Source organism: Streptosporangium sp. NPDC051023, assembly GCF_040689595.1.
Taxonomy (GTDB): Bacteria; Actinomycetota; Actinomycetes; order Streptosporangiales; family Streptosporangiaceae; genus Streptosporangium.
Genome location: NZ_JBFBCE010000032.1, coordinates 71,443 through 90,853, shown reverse-complemented (window position 1 = coordinate 90,853; position 19,411 = coordinate 71,443). Strand labels below are relative to the sequence as shown.

Annotated in this window: 30 protein-coding genes; 9 read left to right on the top strand and 21 right to left on the bottom strand. The window is 70.0% G+C overall.

Features of this window, described 5'->3' with window-relative positions; genetic code table 11:
- Window positions 1-22: 22 nt before the first annotated feature.
- The 8 genes from AB0395_RS22180 to AB0395_RS22145 all read right to left on the bottom strand — a co-directional run bounded on the left by AB0395_RS22180 (window position 23) and on the right by AB0395_RS22145 (window position 5,382).
- Complete coding sequence (locus AB0395_RS22180) at window positions 23-355, bottom strand: hypothetical protein (RefSeq protein ID WP_366283223.1); 333 nt, start codon at window positions 353-355, stop codon at window positions 23-25.
- Window positions 352-636: a hypothetical protein gene (locus AB0395_RS22175; protein ID WP_366283221.1), complete on the bottom strand. Its 285-nt coding sequence runs from the start codon at window positions 634-636 to the stop codon at window positions 352-354. The genes AB0395_RS22180 and AB0395_RS22175 overlap by 4 nt, the downstream gene beginning before the upstream one ends.
- Window positions 633-1,073, bottom strand: a complete 441-nt coding sequence (locus tag AB0395_RS22170) for a hypothetical protein (RefSeq protein ID WP_366283219.1) — start codon at window positions 1,071-1,073, stop codon at window positions 633-635. The genes AB0395_RS22175 and AB0395_RS22170 overlap by 4 nt, the downstream gene beginning before the upstream one ends.
- Window positions 1,074-1,168: 95 nt before the next feature.
- Window positions 1,169-1,903, bottom strand: a complete 735-nt coding sequence (locus AB0395_RS22165) for a hypothetical protein (RefSeq protein ID WP_366283218.1) — start codon at window positions 1,901-1,903, stop codon at window positions 1,169-1,171.
- A gap of 288 nt (window positions 1,904-2,191) precedes the next feature.
- Window positions 2,192-2,572, bottom strand: coding sequence for a hypothetical protein (locus AB0395_RS22160; protein WP_366283217.1), 381 nt, complete (start codon window positions 2,570-2,572; stop codon window positions 2,192-2,194).
- Window positions 2,569-2,994 (bottom strand): hypothetical protein, encoded by a 426-nt coding sequence (locus tag AB0395_RS22155; RefSeq protein ID WP_366283215.1) that lies wholly within the window; start codon window positions 2,992-2,994, stop codon window positions 2,569-2,571. The genes AB0395_RS22160 and AB0395_RS22155 overlap by 4 nt, the downstream gene beginning before the upstream one ends.
- Window positions 2,991-3,833, bottom strand: a complete 843-nt coding sequence (locus tag AB0395_RS22150) for a hypothetical protein (protein WP_366283213.1) — start codon at window positions 3,831-3,833, stop codon at window positions 2,991-2,993. Before AB0395_RS22150 ends, AB0395_RS22155 begins: the two co-directional genes overlap by 4 nt.
- A gap of 193 nt (window positions 3,834-4,026) precedes the next feature.
- Complete coding sequence (locus AB0395_RS22145; protein ID WP_366283211.1) at window positions 4,027-5,382, bottom strand: hypothetical protein; 1,356 nt, start codon at window positions 5,380-5,382, stop codon at window positions 4,027-4,029.
- Between the two features lie 174 nt (window positions 5,383-5,556).
- On the opposite strand from AB0395_RS22145, the gene AB0395_RS22140 reads away from it, so the two are divergent.
- The 3 genes from AB0395_RS22140 to AB0395_RS22130 all read left to right on the top strand — a co-directional run bounded on the left by AB0395_RS22140 (window position 5,557) and on the right by AB0395_RS22130 (window position 7,714).
- Window positions 5,557-6,096: an NUDIX hydrolase gene (locus AB0395_RS22140; protein WP_366283209.1), complete on the top strand. Its 540-nt coding sequence runs from the start codon at window positions 5,557-5,559 to the stop codon at window positions 6,094-6,096.
- Between the two features lie 83 nt (window positions 6,097-6,179).
- Window positions 6,180-6,998, top strand: coding sequence for a sugar phosphate nucleotidyltransferase (locus AB0395_RS22135; protein ID WP_366283207.1), 819 nt, complete (start codon window positions 6,180-6,182; stop codon window positions 6,996-6,998).
- Between the two features lie 11 nt (window positions 6,999-7,009).
- On the top strand, window positions 7,010-7,714 hold the full coding sequence (locus AB0395_RS22130; protein ID WP_366283206.1) for a phytanoyl-CoA dioxygenase family protein: 705 nt from the start codon (window positions 7,010-7,012) through the stop codon (window positions 7,712-7,714).
- A 71-nt stretch (window positions 7,715-7,785) separates the two neighbouring features.
- On the opposite strand, the gene AB0395_RS22125 is transcribed toward AB0395_RS22130, so the two are convergent.
- From AB0395_RS22125 to AB0395_RS22090, 8 genes are all read right to left on the bottom strand, one after another.
- The gene (locus AB0395_RS22125) at window positions 7,786-9,282 is read right to left on the bottom strand and encodes a DUF2637 domain-containing protein (RefSeq protein WP_366283204.1); all 1,497 of its coding nucleotides are present in this window, start codon (window positions 9,280-9,282) and stop codon (window positions 7,786-7,788) included.
- Between the two features lie 14 nt (window positions 9,283-9,296).
- Window positions 9,297-9,557, bottom strand: a complete 261-nt coding sequence (locus tag AB0395_RS22120; RefSeq protein ID WP_366283203.1) for a hypothetical protein — start codon at window positions 9,555-9,557, stop codon at window positions 9,297-9,299.
- Between the two features lie 179 nt (window positions 9,558-9,736).
- A complete protein-coding gene (locus AB0395_RS22115; RefSeq protein ID WP_366283201.1) occupies window positions 9,737-9,991 on the bottom strand; it encodes a hypothetical protein in 255 nt (84 codons plus the stop codon).
- A 32-nt stretch (window positions 9,992-10,023) separates the two neighbouring features.
- The gene (locus AB0395_RS22110) at window positions 10,024-10,872 is read right to left on the bottom strand and encodes a hypothetical protein (RefSeq protein ID WP_366283199.1); all 849 of its coding nucleotides are present in this window, start codon (window positions 10,870-10,872) and stop codon (window positions 10,024-10,026) included.
- The gene (locus tag AB0395_RS22105; RefSeq protein ID WP_366283197.1) at window positions 10,869-11,021 is read right to left on the bottom strand and encodes a hypothetical protein; all 153 of its coding nucleotides are present in this window, start codon (window positions 11,019-11,021) and stop codon (window positions 10,869-10,871) included. The genes AB0395_RS22110 and AB0395_RS22105 overlap by 4 nt, the downstream gene beginning before the upstream one ends.
- Window positions 11,022-11,117: 96 nt before the next feature.
- A complete protein-coding gene (locus AB0395_RS22100; protein ID WP_366283195.1) occupies window positions 11,118-11,519 on the bottom strand; it encodes a hypothetical protein in 402 nt (133 codons plus the stop codon).
- Window positions 11,520-11,586: 67 nt separating this feature from the next.
- Window positions 11,587-11,979, bottom strand: a complete 393-nt coding sequence (locus AB0395_RS22095) for a hypothetical protein (protein ID WP_366283193.1) — start codon at window positions 11,977-11,979, stop codon at window positions 11,587-11,589.
- A gap of 67 nt (window positions 11,980-12,046) precedes the next feature.
- Window positions 12,047-12,469, bottom strand: a complete 423-nt coding sequence (locus AB0395_RS22090) for a hypothetical protein (protein ID WP_366283191.1) — start codon at window positions 12,467-12,469, stop codon at window positions 12,047-12,049.
- A gap of 157 nt (window positions 12,470-12,626) precedes the next feature.
- On the opposite strand from AB0395_RS22090, the gene AB0395_RS22085 reads away from it, so the two are divergent.
- The 6 genes from AB0395_RS22085 to AB0395_RS22060 are packed head-to-tail and all read left to right on the top strand — an operon-like array spanning window position 12,627 to window position 14,842.
- Window positions 12,627-12,917, top strand: coding sequence for a hypothetical protein (locus tag AB0395_RS22085; RefSeq protein ID WP_366283189.1), 291 nt, complete (start codon window positions 12,627-12,629; stop codon window positions 12,915-12,917).
- 24 nt (window positions 12,918-12,941) lie between these two features.
- Window positions 12,942-13,445 (top strand): hypothetical protein, encoded by a 504-nt coding sequence (locus AB0395_RS22080; RefSeq protein WP_366283187.1) that lies wholly within the window; start codon window positions 12,942-12,944, stop codon window positions 13,443-13,445.
- A 36-nt stretch (window positions 13,446-13,481) separates the two neighbouring features.
- Window positions 13,482-13,835 carry a hypothetical protein gene (locus tag AB0395_RS22075; protein ID WP_366283185.1) on the top strand — a complete coding sequence of 118 codons (354 nt, stop codon included), beginning with the start codon at window positions 13,482-13,484 and terminating at the stop codon, window positions 13,833-13,835.
- 34 nt (window positions 13,836-13,869) lie between these two features.
- Window positions 13,870-14,082, top strand: coding sequence for a hypothetical protein (locus AB0395_RS22070; protein WP_366283184.1), 213 nt, complete (start codon window positions 13,870-13,872; stop codon window positions 14,080-14,082).
- The gene (locus AB0395_RS22065; protein WP_366283183.1) at window positions 14,082-14,243 is read left to right on the top strand and encodes a hypothetical protein; all 162 of its coding nucleotides are present in this window, start codon (window positions 14,082-14,084) and stop codon (window positions 14,241-14,243) included. The genes AB0395_RS22070 and AB0395_RS22065 overlap by 1 nt, the downstream gene beginning before the upstream one ends.
- A complete protein-coding gene (locus AB0395_RS22060) occupies window positions 14,240-14,842 on the top strand; it encodes a hypothetical protein (protein ID WP_366283181.1) in 603 nt (200 codons plus the stop codon). Before AB0395_RS22065 ends, AB0395_RS22060 begins: the two co-directional genes overlap by 4 nt.
- A 74-nt stretch (window positions 14,843-14,916) precedes the next feature.
- On the opposite strand, the gene AB0395_RS22055 is transcribed toward AB0395_RS22060, so the two are convergent.
- The 5 genes from AB0395_RS22055 to AB0395_RS22035 all read right to left on the bottom strand — a co-directional run bounded on the left by AB0395_RS22055 (window position 14,917) and on the right by AB0395_RS22035 (window position 19,407).
- Window positions 14,917-15,537, bottom strand: coding sequence for a hypothetical protein (locus AB0395_RS22055; protein WP_366283180.1), 621 nt, complete (start codon window positions 15,535-15,537; stop codon window positions 14,917-14,919).
- Window positions 15,534-16,280: a GntR family transcriptional regulator gene (locus tag AB0395_RS22050; RefSeq protein ID WP_366283256.1), complete on the bottom strand. Its 747-nt coding sequence runs from the start codon at window positions 16,278-16,280 to the stop codon at window positions 15,534-15,536. The genes AB0395_RS22055 and AB0395_RS22050 overlap by 4 nt, the downstream gene beginning before the upstream one ends.
- Before the next feature lie 120 nt (window positions 16,281-16,400).
- A complete protein-coding gene (locus tag AB0395_RS22045) occupies window positions 16,401-17,048 on the bottom strand; it encodes a hypothetical protein (RefSeq protein WP_366283179.1) in 648 nt (215 codons plus the stop codon).
- Entirely contained in the window at window positions 17,045-18,280 is a 1,236-nt protein-coding gene (locus tag AB0395_RS22040; protein ID WP_366283178.1) for a hypothetical protein, read from the bottom strand. Before AB0395_RS22040 ends, AB0395_RS22045 begins: the two co-directional genes overlap by 4 nt.
- A 308-nt stretch (window positions 18,281-18,588) precedes the next feature.
- Entirely contained in the window at window positions 18,589-19,407 is an 819-nt protein-coding gene (locus tag AB0395_RS22035) for an integrase (protein WP_366283177.1), read from the bottom strand.
- Window positions 19,408-19,411: the final 4 nt, after the last annotated feature.

Sequence of the window (19,411 nt, the reverse complement as noted above, 5' to 3'; positions counted from 1 at the left end):
TTATCTTTCAAGGGGAAGCGAACTACCGCCGCTTTCTCAGACAGGCGGGGTAACGGGCGCCGACCGGGCACCTGCGCTGCTGATCGTCGGATAGGTCGACGGTCCACATCTGGCCGTCCTTGCGCCGGACGTTGACGTACGACGTGGCGGAGATGCCGTCGGCGGAGTTGCCCGTCCCGCGGACGCTGTCGACGACGATGCCCGTCGCCGGCCCGGGGCCTTGAGTGCATCCTGCGGCGGTGGCGGCCGTGGCCGCCAGGCACAGGACCAGCATCCTGGCCGTTCGCCGAAGAACGGAGGGGACGACTTCCGTGCGGGCACCCAGGCCGGAAGTGGGGCAGCGGAACATCTTCACGGCTTGCTCCCCTTTCCCGTGATGCGGATCGGATGTGTGATCCCGGCGGCCTCGATCAGGCGGGTGACGATCTCGCCGCCGAGCAGGGCGGCGCCCTGCTCGGTGTCGGCCTGCGTCGCGGGAACCGGGCCGTGCAGGCGCACGTGGCTGCTCAGCGGCGTGTGCGTCACGGTCCATCCCTCGCCTCGCGCCTCCTCCTCCAGGCCCTCCACTTCGGGGGTCGCCCACCAGGCGCCGTTGGCCTTCATCAGGTCGACGGAGACGTTCCATTCGCTGCTCACGCCTGGGCCTCCGCCTGGTCGTCGGCGTGGTAGTAGCCGTCCTCGGCGGCACGCTGGCCGCAGCTCTTGCAGGGCTTCAGACCGGTGGTGTCGGTGCGGGCGTCGCTCTCCCCGATGCCGAAGCCGCACAGCGTGCTGGAGTAGTCGGCGTCGATGATGCAGGCGACCCCGTTGAAGCGCTCGGCGTAGCGGATGACGCGGGGCTTCTCCTCGCGGTAGATCTCCGGCCCCTCGACCAGGCCGCGGCTGACTGCGGACTTCTCGCATCGGCCACAGGTCTCCAGGCCGTAGTAGAACTCGCGATTGCGGCGCAGGGTTTCGGCGCATGGGGCCGAGACGTTGTAGCCGCAGAGGGTCTTGTCGGGGCTGTCGGGGTGGATGACGTGCTTGGTGGTGGCCGAGAAGGTCCGGCAGTACTCGCGAGTGGCGTTCATCATTCTCCTAGGGTGGCGTCGCTTTTCTTACTTCTAATGTACGTCTACTTAGCGACAATGTCGAGGGGGTCCGGCGAAACCCGCCCGCGTGGTGCGTGCTAGGCGTGGTCGCGCCTGACGGTCACCGTGTATCCCTTGGCGAGGCCGGGCAGGCTGCTTTCGGAGATGGAGGCGCCGATGGTGGCCAGCGCCTCCACCACCTGCCCGGCGACCTTCTCGATCTCGCGATCGATGGCCTCGGTGCCGTGCGCCCAGGCTTTCTCCCAGCCGATGATGGTCAGGGAGACCACGGTGCGGTCGCGACGGATAAGGACCGCGTCTGCGCCGCAGCCATCGCTGGTCGGCACGTCCGTCAGGCCTGCGGCCTTCAGGGCTCGGCGTACGTCCTGCTCCAGGCGGATGGCGGCGATGTAGACCCAGGCGGCGCGGTTGGCGAAGCCGCAGGCATCGGCGATCTGGGTGGGCGCGATGCCGTCGTCGAGCGCCTGGCGCATGAGCATGGTGAGGTTGTCGATGATCTCGCTCAGTTCCCGCAGGCGCGGCAGGCAGGGGGCGGCGGCCGTTTCCACGGTTGCCAGGGCCTCGTATTTGGTCGGGCACCCGGCTTCCTGCCATGCCACGTGCGCGGCGTCCTCGCCCTGCTGGGTGAGGTACTTGGTGACCGACTGCCGGGACACGGCCTCCAGGGCCGCTTTGGCGATCTCGCTGGGGGTGGCGCCCGCCCTGGCGGCGGCGAGCTGGGCGGCGCGCAGCGGGACGGCCGCCTCGTTGAGGTGGGCGGCGGCCTCGCGGCGTCGCTGGCCGACTGCGGTGATCTTTTCGAGGTCGTTCATTCAAATCCCTCCGCTCTACTGGTTGCCTTATGTGCAACTAGTAGACCACAAGAGAAGGTGGAGATGCAACCAGTAGAGCGCCCTGAACTTCCACGGGCGACACATCGAGGTCACCCGCCGACGGCGGCGCCCGGCCCGCGTGAATGTTCACGCCGTGCACGCACGCCTCCGGCTTGCGCCTGCCTGAGGGGTGCGCTGCCGTGACCTGCGTTTTCACGCCTTCACGCCCGCTTGCACGCCTCGGCCGCCGTGCAGATTCACGGTGGCCGGGACGTCGGGGCGCGCCGTTCACTTCTGCGTGAGGGCGTGCATGGGGTTGTCGGCCTGGATCTGCAGGACGGCCAAGGCTTGCTGCAGCCGGAGGTGGACCCGGGCCCCCAGGGCGGTGCCGGACAGGCGGGCGGCCTCGGGATCGCCGACCATCTCCTCGGCGTGCCGGCGCCCCAGGATGTCGACGATCCGATTGTTGTAGCCCTCGCGTCCCCAGGTGCTCTTGTTGTACTCGTGACTGATCTGGGTGGCCAGGATCTCCAGGGAGACCGGGGCGATCGGATCGGGGCCGTTGAGCGCGTGTTGCATGGCGGCGATTTGGCTCGGCAGGACCGGGCCGTCGGTGAACAGCCGGGCGGCGATGGTGAGAATCTCCTCCAGGGGCATGGCGGCGTTCATGCGTTCTGCCCGGAGCGGTCCGGTTCGTCGGCGGCGAGGACACCCAGGGACTGGAAGATGCGCACCTGCACCCACTTGCCGACCTCGTCCTCGGGCAGGTTGTCGCGGGTGTAGTCCTCCTCCTCGTCATCGATCGGCGGGGCCTGCCGGTCGTCGATGATGTCGGCGGTGGCGATACGGCGGGCCCGCTCGGCGCCGAGCACCTGCACGAGCCTGTCGTGGTAATCCTCGCGCTGGTCGGCCGAGCGGTCGTAGGCGTTGCCCAGGACGTTGTTGAGGATGTCGATCGTGATCGGTGTGATCGTTTCCTTCTGCCTGAGCATGCGCTGCATCGCGGTGACGCGCCGCACCAGGGGATCGTTGTCGGTGTAGACCTTGGCCAACAGGTCGAGGATCTCCGGCAGGGACAGGACGGCCTTCATGCGTTCTCCTCGTGGTTGGTGTGCTGGCCTGCGGGGGAGGCCGGACGGTTTTGGACGGCGCCCAGGTAGGTGTAGACGGTGGGGCGGCTGACGCCGCCGTAGCGCTGCAGCTCGACGACGGTGGCGCCGGCGCCCTGGGCGTTGCGCATGCGCCGGGCCAGCCCCTCGCGGGTGTGGGCCTGCCGCAGCAGCAGCTGGTACAGGTGGGCGCCACCCTGCATGACGCGCTCCAGGGGGGTCAGGGCGCGCACCTCCTGCTGGTGCAGGTCGGTGATGGTGACGGCCAGCTCGTCCCACCGGTAGACCTCGGCCGAGCAGTCGGAGGTGATGGCCACGTGCTGGCGGTCGGCCAGGAGACGGCGGGCGTTGTCGGGGCCGCCGATCAGGGCGACGTGCCGCTCGTCCATGCCCTCCAGCGCGAGGGTGGGGGCGGCGGCCAGCCGTTCGGCGGCGGGGATCACCGCGGCGCGCAGGGAGGCCGGTTCGGTCAGGTCGTGCCACCACAGGTGCTCGGGTACCCGCTGGGTGATGACCTGGTCGGGTGGCAGGTCGTAGGGCTCGTAGGCCCGGCAGGTGTGGCAGGCGGGGGCGGGGCCGGTGGTCTCGAACTGGCACAGGGCCGGGATGGACCAGCGGAGGGTATAGGTGGCGTGGGTGCCCTCGAACCCGCACTCGTCGTGGTCGGGGTGGGGGGTGATGCGCAGGACGGCGTGCTCGCCGAGGGAGGCGTCGACCAGGGCCTGGCCGGTGGTGGCGTAGGTGTGGGGGGTGAGGCGGGTCAGGGCCGCTAGGAGGTGGCGGGTGGGGGCGGCGTTCTCGTCGCACTCAACAAGGATCATGTAAGCCACAATACGCAGCGAGTGTAAAGCGCTTTACATCTTCGCGGGGTGGAGCCCCAACCTTCTGGAAGTCCCTTCGGTGCCCGGCAAGGGCGAGAGCTAGGGTCAGGTCGTGGTCGCCGTACTGGTCAACGGGCTGCCCGGGACCGCATCGACACGACCCGGCCGGTCGACGTGGCGGCGCTCGCTCTCCTTATCGGCGCAAAACCCCCGCCACGAGGCTGTCCGCCTCCATTACGGCGGGAACGCTCCGCTGCGGATGCCACTGCCGGCGCACCTGCACAAGCGTCTTGCGGGTCCGGGCCGAAGACACCGCCGCCAGGTCGTCGCGGAGTTTGAGGACGGTGTCGGCCGCGCGATCGGGCTGACCGTCACGAAGCTGAGCGTGGGCGAGCCGCGCCCCGATCATGACGCGGGTACGGCGCTCTACGGGGCGCCGGCAGAACGCGGACGCCTCATAGTGGCTGACTGCGGTGGAGTGCTCTCCCAGAGCGGTGAGGGCCAGGCCGGTCTGATGTTCGAGGCTTTCGCGGCGGTAGTTGCCGATCCACTCGGCTTCCGGCACCGAATCGGCCCGCTCCAGTTCGGCCTCGGCCCGCCGGAGCAACGCCAGGGCTTGCCGCCGGTCGCCGACGGCGGCATGGGCCTCGGCGCGCATTCCGGTGACCCACGCCTGGGTACGCTGCGGCCCGCAGGTGCCTAACGCGGCGGCGGCGGCGTCCGCCAGATCGAGCCCTTCGCGGGCGTGGCCGAGTTCCAGCGCCTGCACTGCCATGGACCGCAGCGCGGTCGCCCTCAACGCCGGGCTGCCCGCCTCGGCGCCGAGGCGGCTGGCTTGCACGTAGTAGCGCTGGGCGATTCCGTGCGCCCCGGCGTCCATCGCCATGTACGCGGCCAGGTAGGCCAGGCGGGATGCCGCGCTGAACAGGGCCGGGTGGGCGCGGCCGGTGGTGTCGTGCAGCAGCGGCGTGACCTCGTGCACGAGGTAGGCGGCGACCGCCGTACGGGCGTGGCCGCCGCCGTACAGATCATCAAGGTCTGAGAAGTACCTGGTGGTCTCCTCGATGCGCTGCACGTCGGTGGCGCCCGCCCGGCGGCGAGGTGTCCCGGCACGCTGGACGGGCGGCCCAGGCGAGCCCGACAAGGCCAGTGCCGCCAGCGAGTACATCCCGGCGGTGAGCGCTGTACGCCTACTGAGCATGTCGTCCTCCCCGAGGGCGGTCAGCTTGGCGACGGGATCGCCTTGCCATGGATCGTCGGCCGACTCATCGGCGGGCGCGGCAGGCCAGCCGAGATCGGCCGAGGTGAGATCCGGCCGACGCAGTCCACGCCTGAAAGCTTCCACCGCGGCACAGGCGCCCTCTGGCTGGGGGATCGTGCCCGTCAGCCAGTGCCCGATCGCTGAGGGGCCGTAGTGCCGCAGCGGCAGGAGGTTTTCCGCGGCCACCCGGTTGATCGCCGCCGCCGCGACCGCATGGGTCCAACCGGCCTGGGCGATTGCCGCCGCCAATGCCTGATTGAGGATCGGGTGCCTACGCCGAGGAGCCACGTCGTTCACATCCCTTCACATCGGGATGCTCTCGACGATGACCCCGCACTGCGAGACCGTCAAGGTGTACAGGTTTCGTCACGCAGCGGAGTTGGGGGGTGATGGTCATGGAAGTTCGGGCAGGCGCTGTCGAATCATCGAATGGCAAGATCGGCGGTGGGTACACTCCGTCCGGTGGAGCACACTGCGGACGGTTCATGGCTGGAGATCTCGCGCACCTCGGTCTGGCGAAGGTTCGGCCGGGCGATCGAGGCGGTCGAGTATCGGATGCCGGACGGCAACACGGAGACGTTCTACCTGGCGGCGGTCCGGCCCGCGGTCAGCGTCTTTGCTCTCACGCCTGACCGTGAGGTGATCCTCGTCGAGCAGTACCGGCCGGGTCCCGCCCGCGTCCTGCGGGAGTTGCCCGGCGGATTCGTCGACCCGCGTGAGGAGGCGGCGGGCGCCGCGGCGCGGGAGCTACAGGAGGAGACCGGATACGCCGGCACCCTCACGCCCCTGACGACCTGCTACGACGACGCGTATTCGACGATGGTCCGCCATTGCTATGCGGCGACCGACTGCCTACAGGTCGCCGCCCCCACCCCTGATTCGACTGAGCATGTGAAAACGGTCCTGGTGCCGTTGGAGGAGTTCCGGGCGCAGCTACGGTCCGGTGCGAGCACCGATGTCGAGGTCGGCTATCTCGCGCTGGATTACCTGGGACTGCTGTAGCCCACGCCCCCGGCCGTCCGGCATGCTCCCGGGCTTTGCTGGGAGGGACGTTGTCCCCTTCGACCACACGCTGGTACACCAGCGTGTCCGTTCAATCTGAACCGCCGCCCGTGCTCGTCCTGGCGGGCGGCCTGGGCAGCCGACTGCGCGCGGCCAAGGATGACCCCGAGCTGGCGGCCACGCCGAAGTTGATGGTGCGCCTGGCCTCGGGACAGCCGATGCTCAGCCAGGCCCTCACCGGCCTGGCCCGGTCCGGGCTGCGCCGGATCTGCCTGCTCACCGGCGCACCGGCCAGTGGCGGGGAGCTGATCCGCCGCTACACCCAACAGGCCCACACCGGCGAGGTCAGCCTGCGGATCCTTCGGGAACGGCAGCCGCTCGGCACCGCCGGGGCCGTCTACGCCGCGCTCGCTCACCTGCGCGACGAGGTCGTGGTGGTCACGCCGGCCGACACGCTGTTCCCCTTCGAGCAGCTCCCCTCGATCGTCCGCAGGCACCAGGAGGCGGGCCACCCGCTCACCTGGGTGGTCACCAGCAGGCCCGGACCGGGAGCACAGAACATCGGCCGGCTCCGCGCGTCGAGCGGCCTGCTGATCCACGCCGACGAGTCCGGCACCACACCGGCATGCCCGCACGGGGAGGCGGTGACGAGCGTCGGCGTCATGGTGATCAACACCGCTGAGTACCGGCGCGCGTTCGCCGCCTACGCACAAACGTTGCCCCAGCCGGGGCCCGTCGACCTGTACCGGGATGTGGCGCCGTGGCTGCTGGCCACCGGCCACGCCATCGCGGTCGCGGACATCGCCTGCCCGGCCCCGGACCTGGGCACCCCTGAACGGCTGCGCGCGTTCGGCCGCGCCCCCCGTCCTTCCGCTTTCGGCGTCCGCGCCGCTGACGCCTGAAAGAAGGCCTGATGGAACTGGTCACGCTCAACGATCTACAGGTCCGGCACTTCCGCGACTCCGGATACCTGCGCCTGCCCGGCGTGCTCGGCCCCGACGACTGCCACAGGCTCGCGACGTTCGTCGCCGATCAGCACCAGGCGGCGGGCGGCGGGAAGCTGTACGGGCTGCTCGACCGCGACCCCCTCGCGATCGGCGGCCTGATCGCGCACCCGCGCCTGATCGGGCCGCTCACCTCGCTCCTCGGCCCCAACATCGTCTACATCACCAACCGGCACAACCACGCCACCCTCAACCCGCCCGGCCAGACCGAGAACCGGCTGCACCGCGACATCCTGCAGTGGACCCGTGGCGTGCTCACCGTGGTCGTCTACCTGGAGGAGGCCACCGTCGGCAACGGCGCGACCCAGATCATCCCCGGCTCTCACTACCTGCCCAGCATGGGCGTCCCCCAGCTGGACGGAGGAGGCACGTGGATGGACGAGCACGACCGGTACGCCGGGCTCGACGCCCAGGCGCTGCCCGTCCCGGTCGCCGCCGGTGACGCCCTGATCTTCGACGGGCTCGTCTTCCACACCGCCGGCACCAACTCCGGGCGTGGCACCCGCGCGAGCCTGACCCTGGGCTATCGCAGCATCGACGAACTCGACCGCCGCCCGGCTCCCGAGGACCAGGTCTTGGTCGCGGGCGAGTTCTCCTACCGCGGCAACAACTGACCGACGCGGCTGACGAGGCCCTTGCCCGATGTCTGGGCAAGGGCCTCAACGGGCCCGCCACACTCCGGCGTTCACGGCCGGGCGCTACCGTTCACGGTCATGGCGTCCACCTCGGCCACCAGGCCCTCCACGGTGTCGGGCACCGTCTCGTGCACGGCGTGCACGCCCTCGTCGGACGCCCCGTTCACGCTCTTGCGGGCGTGAACGTCCACGCCCTCGTCTGAATCCTGCACGTCCGCCTCGGCGTGAACGTCCACGCCGTGCTCGACCTCCCAGCGTGCGTGAAACAGCGGCATCCACTTGCTCACGGTCGTACGGTCCTTGGACAGATCGACCCGTTCACGCAGGTGGCGCACCTCCGGCACCTCGTCGGTCTCCGCGCGGTGGGCCACATACGCATCCCATGCGGCATTGCCCTCGGGTGAGGAGAACAGGTTGGCCCACGTGCGCGCACCCACGTTCTCCGGCCGGCCGGGCGGTGGCTCGGCGGGAACGTTCACGTCGTTCACACCATGGCCGTTCACAGCCGCCGCGGTGAATGCCGGGACGGCCACGGGGTCGGCGGGGCGTGCAGGCGGCGGGACCGTGGAGCGTGCGTGCACGGGGGCCGGGGTGGGTGCATGCACGGGGGCTGCGCCACCGCCCGCCGCCACGCTGGCCTCGGCCGGGCCGGGCAGTGCCGCCGGGGCCGGGGCGGCGGTGACGGCGGTCGCGGCCACCAGGTCGGCCGACAGGATCCCCCGGGAGACCACGGCGGCCGTCCGGCGCATCGCGCCGGACGGGTCGAGGTTGTAGGTGCGAATGGCCCACAGCTCGTCGGCGGTGGCCACCCGCCGCCACCGCCACCGGGACAGCCGGACGCCCTGGGCGCGGGCCTGGTGGCGCAGGCGCATGATGGCCAGCAGCCGCGCCTGGTCGCGCGCCACCAGCTCATCCAGGGACTTGATCCGTGAGGTACGACGGCGTAGCCACATGCGGGCGGTGGTTACCGGGCGCAGCCACATGTCCCACGGGATCGGCTCCATGTAGGCGTCGTGCTCAAGTCGGTAGAACTTCGCCACGGCCTTGCGGCCGACCTCGATCGCGATGATCCACAGCACGGGCATCATGGCGTGCGCGACCTGACCCATCAGCTGGTCCAGCCACGGCACCTCTGCCCCTGCGGCCGGAACCACCCCGGTCGCGGCGCCCGCCGTCTCGGCCGCGGTGCGGGAGACGGCGTCCTTGGCGCCGATGAAGTTCAGCGCGACGGTGACGGCCGACAGGAACCACACGGCGTAGCGGAGTCCGGCCACGGGCAGGCCGCGCAGGATCAGCCGTAGGTCGGCCGCGGAGAAAGCCAGGATGGAGGCGTCGATGCCAGTGGGGACGATCCAGGCCAGGTTGCCGAAGTAGGGCCTCATGGCCTGCACCATGCCGTCGAAAGAGCCGATGAAGCCCAGCACGCCGACCAGCAGGACGAGCAGCACGATCGGGGCGTCGATGGCATACGTCGCCAGGCGGGCCGCCTTGGAAGAGGTGGCCTTGCCCGGCGTCGGGGCGGGATCGGGGGCAGGGGTGGTGCTCATCTGACGGACCCCGCCTATCCGGCGACCGGGAGCGTGACGTTCACGGCGGTCTTCTGGGCGCGCTGGCGCTCGGCTTCGCCGTACAGGCGCACGGCCAGCCGTACGGCCGACTCGCTGACCCCTAGGCGGCGGGCGATCTCGGCCTGCGGCAGCGCGTCCAGGATGTGCAGGCGGGCCATTTCGACGTCACGCTCGCGCGCTAGGTCCCGGTTGGTCGCCAGGTTGGCCTTGATTCGCTCGTTTGCGCTACGGGCGCGTTCTACATCACCAATCACACCCGTACCGTAGTGCGCAACCCGCAGCGCGTTACGGATTGCCTGGCAGGGCGGCGTGTCGCCGACGTGCAACGGCCCGGCGCCCGCACGAAGCGGGGCCGGGCCGATGGCGATATCCACTCCACTGGATTGCTCGCCGGGGTGTTCTGCTGCGGCACTCCTTCCAAGATCGCCCGGAGTCAGTCCCGCTCAGTGGGAGGGAACACCGCCCCCAACTCGGCGACGAACGCCTCGAAGACCTTCTCGGCTTCCCCCTTCAGCACGTTCGCGTCGTCATTCTTCTCGGCGAGCCTCCTGTAGCCGTCCAGCGTGGAAGTGAGCGTGTAGTTGGGGTCGTCTCGGCGGGTCTTCCACGCAATGGAGAAGAACTGGTGCCTGCCGACGTAGCCGTCACGGCCGCCGTACTTGCTGTCCTTCCAGGTGATACGGGCCATATCGAACCTTCCGAAGTCAGAGGAAGCGGTTTTCACGCTATGGCGGCGGGAGTTCGATCCCCCGCCAGATGGGCGACAATCAGGCGCAGCCAGGTCGGCGGGTGGGTGCCGACGTAGGCCAGGTTCACGACGTACATGATCCGCTCGCCCCATGGGAGGGCCCGATCCCGGGCCAGGGTGCGCCGCCAACACTGCACGGCGGCCCGGCGGCCGACGTCCTGCTGGGCCTGCACGTCGCAGGAGAGTTCGGTGGCCCAATGGAGCGCCACGAACACCAGTCCTGCCGCTCCCGCGGCGGTGAACGGTCTTGCGGGACCGGCGACCGCCAGGCCGGCCAGGAACCCGATCACAGGTCCGGCCACGGGCGCAGCCAGGACGGCGGCGTTCAAGCCGGTCCAGCGGGCGCCAGTCAGGTGGGCCACCTCATGGGCCAGGATATAGGCGGCGTCGGGGTCGGGAACGTCGTGGCGACAGCGGGAGACGATGATGGTGTGCCCGTTCAGGAAGCCGACCTGGGCGGAGCCGCGGCAGTGGTCGTCGTGCTCGCCGGGCGAGCAGGTCTCCACCGTGTGGAGCACCGCGTCGGGAAAGCGGGCGCGAAGCCGCCGACATACCTCCCGCCATGGGGGCTGCTGCTGATCGGCTTTCTGGCCGCGAGTCGATGCGGCGGTGCCATGCCGACGGTCGCGGCGCCTTTCCAGATGCGCGGCGATCCATCCGCTCCACACGAGGCTCCCGGCGATCACCAAGGCGAGGGCGAGGATCGGCTGGGTGGTGAGATGTGCCGCTATCCCACCGAGGGCCGCCAGCTGGAAGTGCGTCAGGGGCGGCTGGGTGAACGACGGCCGTGCCAGGTCGACGACGGCCCGGAGGGGTCTCATTGGTGGTCTTCTTTCGGGTCGGGGAGGTCGATCCACCGCATCAGGGGCATGGGGGCGGCCAGGGTGATTCGGTAGCGGGTTTTCGCCTTGGGGGCGTTGAGGTGGCGGGCCCCGAGCACGGCCTGCGCCTGGCTGTAGGGGCCATACACCGATGAGGGCTGATGGGGCTGGCAGCCCGGCTCGGGGCCGAGGGCTTTCCGCCCCGCCCCGCCCCGCCCCGGCCGGGGCGGGGCGGGAGCGAAGCCTCAGAACAACGGCGGGACGTAGGCGGACCAGGAGCGGACGTAAGTGGTCTGGATGTAGGGGGTCCCGAGCGTGGGGGCGTCGCTGACGGCGCCCGCTTCTTGCACGCTCACCCGCTCCTCCTGGCCGGTCGGCTCCTCACCGTCGGTGATCACGTATTCGACGGTGTTGGGCAGGCACTGCCATCGGGCCAGCTCCCGCTCGACGGCGCGCAGGCGCTGCAGCAGGAACGGGATCCCGTCCAGGGCTCGCTCGGTCTGCTCGCCTTCCCGCGGGTCGACCCGGGCGGCGCGGTAGGCGTCCTCGATCACCTGCAGGACCGGCTCCGCTTCCCCGGGGTTGGGCGGCTGGGAGCCCGGCGTGTTGGCGTCGCGGAGCAGCTCGTCATAGATGGTGTCAGTCATCGGCTTCTCTTCTCTGGCGGGCGGGCGCGAGGCGGGGATGAAGGTTTTTACTGGCGCTTCGTGGAGGTCAGACGGCCAGCTGTTCGTACTGGGCGGCGACCAGGTCGACGATGTAGCCCTCGGGATCGAAGCCGATCGCGCCCTCGTCGTAGAGGTGCACGATGATGGCGCGCCCGGCGGTGAACGTCGTCGTCGCGCCGTCGCCGCAGTGCACGTCGGTGGTGGTGACGACCGCCGCCATGGGTGCGTCGCCGTACCGGTTCATCGCGTTGTGGGCCTCGACCAAAGCGGCCAGGGCGGTGCGGTGCTCGCCCGCGACGCGGGCCTTGTGCGCAGCGGTGATGTGGTCCAGGACCGTGGCCACGGCGGCGGCGGGCAGGTCCAGGGAGTGGCCGAAGCGGACGTTGAGGCGACGGAACTCACCGTCGAAGGCATCCTCGGCTGCGGTGGTGTGGTCCATGGGTGCTCCTGAGGGGGGTGGCAGGAGGGCAGGCCGCTCGGCCTGTCCTCGTGTGTCGGGTGGGGGTTCAGGCGGCCAGCGGAACGTACTGGCCGGACGCCAGCCGGATGGCGAGGTCGCCGCGGAAGGCGACCAGGCCGCCGCTGTCGCCGGGGCGGGCGATCACGACGCTTCCGGCGGGGAAGGTGGTCTGCTTGGGCTGGTAGCCGGGGCCGGGCATGGCGGTGGCGTCGATGATGGTGGCGGTGATGTCGGTGGTGGTCACCACCACCGTGGCCCGGCCGCCGTTGTCGGCGAGCTGGTCGTAGCCGGACGCCAGGGCGGTCAGTGCCGCGTGGTAGTCGCCGCTGGCGCGGCTGGCGCGGGCGTCGCGGAGCGCGTCGGCCAGCGCCTGGGTGCGCTCGTCGGGCAGTCGGATGTGGTTGGCGTGCCAGACCAGGCGGTCGTACTCGTCGGGCAGGGCCGCGGCGGCGGCCGAGGTGTAGTCCAAGGTCATCTCCTGGGAGTGGAGCAGGTCGCCCGACCTGCACACATCGACTGTACGGCTACTTAGTTTGCCGTGCAAGCCGATCTGGCCACCCGGCCCGGCGAGGCCAATCGACGGGAAGTCGTGGACAACTTAGCTAAGTAGCCGTACAGTCAATAGCATGACATTCAAAAGGCGTTGCCTGCGGGTCCTCGGCTGGGGAATCGACTTCATCGACCTGGCCGCCTGCTTCGCACTGCTCTGCGTGATCATCGACAAGACCCTCTCCCCCGGCCACCCGGCCTCATGGGTCTTCTGGCCCTCGACCACCTGGCTGACCATCAAATTCCTGATGGTCCCCATGGTCATGGTCCTGGCCACGAAGGTTCGGTGCCGCCGCGCGCACGGTAGGAAGGCCCTGCCCGCCGCTACCGCGCCGACGTCCTCCCCCCGCCCCGGCATCCGGCGCTGATCGCCCCACTCGAAGGAGAACCTGATGGGCCGTCTGCACTGGACCCAGGACGGCCGGGTCGAACGAGCCCGCGCCGATGGCATCGAGGTCTTCACGATCACCCCGCACCTGGGCCCGCAGGCCTGGCTGCTGACCCGCACCACCGACACCCCCGAGCGTCGCGCCTGGGCACACAACGACCCCGACTACCTGGCCGGCCTCGCCGAGGACGTCTGGCGCCAGGAGCTGACCCGGCGGGCGGGCGATCCCGACCCGCGGGCCACCCTGCTTGCCATCGCCGACTTCATCGCCGACGTCAACGCCGACGAACACACCGACCGGGATCGGATCCTGCAGGACGTCGAGCACATCATGCTGAACGGCCTCAAGGCCGCCGGGATCACCCAGGCGCCGTGCGAGCTGTGCGGGGATCGCGACGCGCCGCTGGTCGCCGACCCCTACCTCATCGAGGTGTGCGGCATGCCGCCCGAGCAGGCCCGCCGCTACCTGTGCCCGCCGTGCCGCAGCAGCCGCGCCGACGAAGTCTGACCCGCATCACCATCATCCGATCCGAATGGAGCCACCATGACCGCCTCGACGTCCGGCACTGAGGAACTGCGCGAGCTGATCCGCGAGGCCCACGGCCTCCTGAAGGACCTGCGCGCCGAACGCCGCGCTGTCGTCGAACTCATCGACAGCATCCCTGCCAGAGTCGACGGCCGCATCGAGGAGCACCTCAAGGACGGGTTGGAACAGCTCGGTGCGGTAACCAAAGCGGCCATGGACACCTCCGTCGCCAAGGTCACGCGCGAATTCGACCGCCTCGAAGCGATCTTCAAAGGCGCCGACCCCGCCTCCCGCCGTGCCGGCAAACGCCCGCTGGAGGACCTGATCCGCACCGTCGCGCCGACCACCAGCCATCAGCACAACGCCCGATAACCAGCACCCGCACCCCCACCGGCAAGGAGCCGCCATGCCCCGCCCCGTCCTGCGCCCCATCGACGGCACCCGAATCCTCATCGACTGCGACAACGGCTTCCACTCCGCGACCTACCACCCCGACCGCGAGCGGCAGCCCGACTACTCCCTCGACGTCGGCCACGGCACCGCCCCCCACCTGGCCGTCGCCGACCTGCTGCGCAACCTGTACGACACCCACCCCGAGCTGTTCACCCTGGAGGACTGATGAGCAACGCCCCCGACTTCACCGACGGCGAGGAGCGTTTCGACCTGCCCGAGGCGCGGCGTCAGATCGAGGAGATCTTGTGGCGCGGACGCAAGACAGGCATCACCCTGCCCCCGGAGCTCGCCGAGATCCTGCAGCGCACCGGCGAAGGGGCGTCGTGAACGTCATCACCTGGGCGCCCGGCCGCGACCCCTACACCGAGGCCGGTGTCATCGACGGCCAGGTGCGCTTCGTCCTCAAGCACCACGACGCCGACTGCACCGAGTTGTTCTTTCTCCTGCCCGGCATCGGCCATCCAGGCGTGCAGGTGCAGCGTGACCACCTCCGCGACGCCGACCCGGTTCCGGCTCACATGCCCGGCCAGGCCGCGGCCAAGGCGCACGCCGAGCAGGTCTGGTCGGAGTTCGTCATCGTGGCCGATCCCCCGGTCTCCGCAGGGTCGGCGCCCGGCGTGGATGCCGCCGCCGAACTGCGCCTCCTGCACGCCGAGATCATCGCCGCCCGCAAGGTGGTCAAGACCTCCGTCGAGGGGGTGCAGGTCGTCGTGGGCCTGTTCTCCCGCCGACTGGGCGACCTGTCGCGCGCCCTGATCGGCCTGGGCCTTCCCGCCGCCACTCTCACCACCGGGGTTATCGACGGCATCGGTCACCGGCTGCACCGCGACCTGCAGGATGCCGGGCAGGACTCCGCCGCCATGGACGCGGCCCTCGGCCGCGCCGAGGACGGCCTGGCCGCGCTGATCGCCGACCTGTACCGCTGACCCCGCCCGCCGCCCCATAGACGCGACGACGGCCCCCGCCCGGTTTTCCCCGGGGCGGGGGCCGTCGTCGTTGGTCAGCGCTTGGCCTCGGCGAACCGGTTCCGGGCTCGGGCGTCCACCCGGGCAAAGCGCCGCATCAGCATCCCCGACTTTCGGCCGGGCACCTCCACCGTCGTCACGTGCTCGAACCCGTGCAGGGCGTACCAGGCCTGCAGGGGCCGCGCCCGCCGTGCCACGTTCAGCCACAGCCACTGCCGGGCAACGCCGGTGCGCGGGTCGACCACGGAGCGGGCGGTGCGATCCAGCGCCCACTCCAGAATCAGCGTGCTAATCCCCTGCCCGGCCGTGTGCCGGGCGACGGCCATCTTGTGCAGCACGAGCGCATCGGTGAACTTCTCCCCCTCGATGACCAGGTCGGCGGCCACGTGCTCGGGATCGGGCAGGGCGTCCAGGGTGAAGGTGGCCACCGGCCGCCCGCCGGCGCGCGGGTCGGTGAGGATCCAGCAGGTGCCCGCCTCGATCCACGGCAGGATCCGCTGATCGGGGAATCCGTCGACTCGCCAGGCGTCGTAGCCGCGGCCGTTCATCCACCGCGCGGCCTCCACCAGCAGCGTGGAGACGGTGCGGATGTCGGCGGGCCGGGCCCGCTGCAGTGCGTAACAGGCCGTAGCGACTCGTGCCGACGGCATGCTCACGCTGTCACCTCCCACACGAACGTCGTGGCGGAGGCGGCATACACCGAGTGCCGCACCAGCAGGCACTCGTCGTCGGGGGTGAAGAAGCTGCGGTGGAGCATCTCCAGCACCACCGACCCGGGTTCCAGCTCCAGCAGGTTGGCCTCGGCGGGGCTCGGGATCCGGGGCCGCACCGCGTCCACGAACCGTGTCTTGTCGTGTCCAGCGGCGGCGAACATCGGGTAGATACCCGGCTGGATGTCGGCTGGGTTCAGCATCGCCGGCATGTTCCGCACCAGGTCGTAGGGGTAGTAGCTGGCGGCCAGCTCGGTCGGCACCTCGTCCAGGAATCGCACCCGGTCCCGGACCACGGCCAGGCCGGTGGCCGGTAGGCCGAGGATGTCGCCGATTCGCTCCCCCATCACCATCGTGTGCGCCGGTACCGTGCGGACCTGGATCGTCTGGCGCGCCCGATATCCGGCGTCCTGCGCCAGCGCGACCCACGGGTCCACCGATCGTTCGGTGGTGACTTCTCGGCTGTTGCGGCGGGTCATGTGCCAGGTCATCGGCCGGTCGGCGCGTACGTAGTAGCCCTCGCGCGGCCGGGCCACCACATGCCCGGAGTTGATCAGCCGCGCGTAGGCCTGGCGGACCGTCGGCCGGGTGACCTGGTAGCGGCGTGTCAGCGTGGTCTGGCTCGGCAGTTGCTCGCCGGGTTTGACCTCGCCGGTCAGGATCATCTGCAGCACGTCTTCGGCGATCACCTGCGACCGAGGGCGCCGATCACGCCGGGGGGAAGATGGGCTCAACAGGTCCTCCAGGATCTGTGCCGTGGGGTAGACCAGCTTTCCAAGCGTAGTGCTACACACCGCTACGAGACGGTCTCATCTCTGTGACATGTCGGCAGCCTGCTGTTTCAGCTCCGCCCACTGGGCCTCCGCCGCGACCCGCTGCCGCTCCTCCAGCTCTAGCTGCGGGGAGGTCCCCGTGGTCAGCCAGGCGTTCAGGTCCCGGGCCACCGCGCCCGCGACCGCCGCCGACAGTAGTTCCGGCGACGACTGCACGCCCCCGGCCGCGGCCTGCAACTCCACTACCGCGGCGCGGAAGGCCTCCGCCCCGGCGCGGAAGGCCCGCACCAGCGCCCCGGTGTCGGCCCACACGTTCCCGCTGAAGGAGGGCACGGCCAGGTCGGCGTGGTGGTCGATGTTGAAGGCCGCCCACTCCACCGGCACGTGGTCGGGGGCGTCGCTGCCGTGGTGGGTGGCGCACCGCTGCGCCATCAGCTCCTCGGCCGACAGGCGGCTCTCCTCGACGTCGACCTGCACCCGGCGCCCGTCCTGGGTGACCGTCACCACGTTCAGGTCCGTCCAGCTGTCGTCCAAGCGGTTGCGGCACCGGGCCCGCCGTTTGGTCGCGACCACGCACTGGATGCCGTCCTCGTCGGCAGGGAACACCAGCAGGTGATTGCCCGCCCTGATGACCCGCCACCGGTCATGACCCCCGGCACGGTACTGCCCCACGATCTGGATCACTCGTCCTCCTCACACGCCTGCGCCTCGCGGACCCAGTCGAGCCAGGCCCGCGCCGGGTCGGCCATCCGCCGCTCCCGGGCGTAGCAATCATCGAGGAAGGCGTCCAGTTCCTGTGGCAGATCGATGTCAGGCCCCACGGCCTGAGCGTGCGCCCACAGCGACGCCGACGGCATCCACCCCTCCGGCAGCCGCGGGTGTGCCATGCGCATCCACCCCCGCCACAACCGCTGCCACTCGCCCAGCGGTTTCTCCTCGCCGTACCAGTGATCGACGAACCGCTCGTGGTGACCGCGCACGTCGGCGTCCAACTGCGGCTTGTTGGCCTTCAGCCACCGCGCCATGTCGGCCGTGATCGGGAACGTCTTCAACGAGATCGAGACCTGGGGGGCTGGGGGCGCGGTGGTCGTGACGGGCCGGGTGCGCTCACTCACCTGAGGTCCACACCCAACCACCGCGCACCGCGCCCCAGACACGGTTGTTCTAAGCATGGTTGTCTCTCTAAGGAGTGCCGGAATCTGCGGGGCGTGACCCCCGGAATCTGGTTGATCTTGAGGCACAAAAAAAAGATCATCGGGCGCCGCGGCGGGCTCCCCCGGCGCCTCGGAGTGAGTGCCGGAATCTGCAGGCGGCTGGTGGAGGCCCTCGGCGTCGACCTGGCGGCCATGGGCGGCGAACCACGCGGCGTTCCACTCCGCCCGCTCAGGGGTCAGGGCGATGCGGATCGTGAACTCCGTACCGCCTGCGCCGATGACCTCGAACAGCCCGGCCTCCTCCAGCTCCCGTAGCCGCCGGGCTCCGGTGGTCGCCGACGCCCCGATCCACGCCCCGAGCTTCGCTGTGGTCATGCTCCACAGCTCCCGGTTACGGCCCTTGGTCAGGATGGCCTGGCAGTAGATGCGCCAGGCGTCCGGCCGGATCGTGCCCGGGTGGCGGGAGGGGATCAGCCGCACCATGGCCAGCGTCCAGGCCGGGACCTCCGCATAGCGGGCGCCGGTCGTCGAGGGGTGCCGCAGCACCTTGTGCACCGACGTCTTACGGCGGCCCAGGCGCTGGTTGAACAGGTAGCCGTCACCGATCAGGCGGCGCCGGGCATCGTCGATGGTCGTGGTGCCGCCACCGAGCCGCTCGGCCAGGAACTCCCGGCCAGCGTTCGTTGGCCCGCTCCGGCCGACACTGTCGTACTCGGCCCACAGCCACACATCCAGCCCGGCGCGGGCCGGGTCGAGCAGCAATGCGGCCGGAACCCGGACATTCTGCCTGGTCTTCGGTGGGCGTGGCGGAGGTGGAACGTCAACGCCCCGTAGTTGGGCATGGCTTGCTAGACTCGGCACTAGATCGAGCCTTTCTGAGATACACGTCGAAGGTATTGCGGGATACATCGATCTCGTGGGGCCGTAGCTGTTCGAGCAGCTAGCGGCCCCTCATCATGTCCTGGCCCTGTCGTGCGGCTGGGACATGGCGAGAGCGTAGCGCTGACAGAGGGTCAGCGCCGGGTAACTCGACGGCATCGGAGGCGAGCGCTTCTCGCCGCGATGCAGGGTCAGCACATTCGGATCAAGGCCGCGGTTGCGTCGTCGGAGGTTTTGAACCGGGGCCACATCAGTCCTTCGGGATCGCTGTTCTCGATCTGACGAACGTGGTTGATCAGTCCGTGGGGCCCCTGTTCGTCGAGGTAGTCCAGACAATCCGACCAGTTCATCTCGTGGAAGGTGTCGACGACCCGGGACGCCCCGTCGCTGAGGATCGCCGCGCGCCGTAGCTCTGCAGCCGGTATCTGGCCGACGATCGCCTGGGCGGCGGCCTCTGTGTCGGCGCCCGCCACCCAGTAGCCACCTTCGACGTTGCGCCGCTTGAGCTGTTCGACCGACATGATGGCCACGGCCTGCTGGTGCTCGGGGGAACCGATCGGATCCTCCCGGGTGCGCGCCGTTGCCTCGGGTGCGGCCTGCTCCACGCGGGTGTCGGAAATGATCTGGATGCCATTGCAGGTGTCCAGAGCGATCACGGCGTCAGCCAGGACCAGGTAGTCGACCACGTCGCCACGGTGACGCAGCATGGCCACCACTGCCGAGGGGATCGCGGGGCTGACCAGGTTGCAGGTGTCGCGGTGAAGGTCGGCTACAGATTCGATGGCGGCGGCGAGCACCGCCGGGAGATCCAGGCTCTCATCCATGAGGGCGATCATGCGTGTGCCGAGGTGGTGGGTGTACCAGGGAACGTTGTGCAGGCACCCCGTCTCGGGGAGGAGACGGGGTGCGGTGACGCCGTCGAGGACAACTACCGAGTGAGGAGTCGCCGCGGCCCAGTCTTCGTTGGGTCGGCCGGCCGAGCCGCTGCGGCTCTCGAAGGAGATGTTCATGCAG

Excerpts from the sequence above, each read along its gene's own strand:
- AB0395_RS22170 (WP_366283219.1), bottom strand. The coding sequence starts at position 1,073 with ATGATGAACGCCACTCGCGAGTACTGCCGGACCTTCTCGGCCACCACC.
- AB0395_RS22165 (WP_366283218.1), bottom strand. The coding sequence starts at position 1,903 with ATGAACGACCTCGAAAAGATCACCGCAGTCGGCCAGCGACGCCGCGAG.
- AB0395_RS22160 (WP_366283217.1), bottom strand. The coding sequence starts at position 2,572 with ATGAACGCCGCCATGCCCCTGGAGGAGATTCTCACCATCGCCGCCCGG.
- AB0395_RS22155 (WP_366283215.1), bottom strand. The coding sequence starts at position 2,994 with ATGAAGGCCGTCCTGTCCCTGCCGGAGATCCTCGACCTGTTGGCCAAG.
- AB0395_RS22150 (WP_366283213.1), bottom strand. The coding sequence starts at position 3,833 with ATGATCCTTGTTGAGTGCGACGAGAACGCCGCCCCCACCCGCCACCTC.
- AB0395_RS22130 (WP_366283206.1), top strand. The coding sequence starts at position 7,010 with ATGGAACTGGTCACGCTCAACGATCTACAGGTCCGGCACTTCCGCGAC.
- AB0395_RS22125 (WP_366283204.1), bottom strand. The coding sequence starts at position 9,282 with ATGAGCACCACCCCTGCCCCCGATCCCGCCCCGACGCCGGGCAAGGCC.
- AB0395_RS22115 (WP_366283201.1), bottom strand. The coding sequence starts at position 9,991 with ATGGCCCGTATCACCTGGAAGGACAGCAAGTACGGCGGCCGTGACGGC.
- AB0395_RS22110 (WP_366283199.1), bottom strand. The coding sequence starts at position 10,872 with ATGAGACCCCTCCGGGCCGTCGTCGACCTGGCACGGCCGTCGTTCACC.
- AB0395_RS22100 (WP_366283195.1), bottom strand. The coding sequence starts at position 11,519 with ATGACTGACACCATCTATGACGAGCTGCTCCGCGACGCCAACACGCCG.
- AB0395_RS22095 (WP_366283193.1), bottom strand. The coding sequence starts at position 11,979 with ATGGACCACACCACCGCAGCCGAGGATGCCTTCGACGGTGAGTTCCGT.
- AB0395_RS22085 (WP_366283189.1), top strand. The coding sequence starts at position 12,627 with ATGACATTCAAAAGGCGTTGCCTGCGGGTCCTCGGCTGGGGAATCGAC.
- AB0395_RS22080 (WP_366283187.1), top strand. The coding sequence starts at position 12,942 with ATGGGCCGTCTGCACTGGACCCAGGACGGCCGGGTCGAACGAGCCCGC.
- AB0395_RS22075 (WP_366283185.1), top strand. The coding sequence starts at position 13,482 with ATGACCGCCTCGACGTCCGGCACTGAGGAACTGCGCGAGCTGATCCGC.
- AB0395_RS22070 (WP_366283184.1), top strand. The coding sequence starts at position 13,870 with ATGCCCCGCCCCGTCCTGCGCCCCATCGACGGCACCCGAATCCTCATC.
- AB0395_RS22065 (WP_366283183.1), top strand. The coding sequence starts at position 14,082 with ATGAGCAACGCCCCCGACTTCACCGACGGCGAGGAGCGTTTCGACCTG.
- AB0395_RS22035 (WP_366283177.1), bottom strand. The coding sequence starts at position 19,407 with ATGAACATCTCCTTCGAGAGCCGCAGCGGCTCGGCCGGCCGACCCAAC.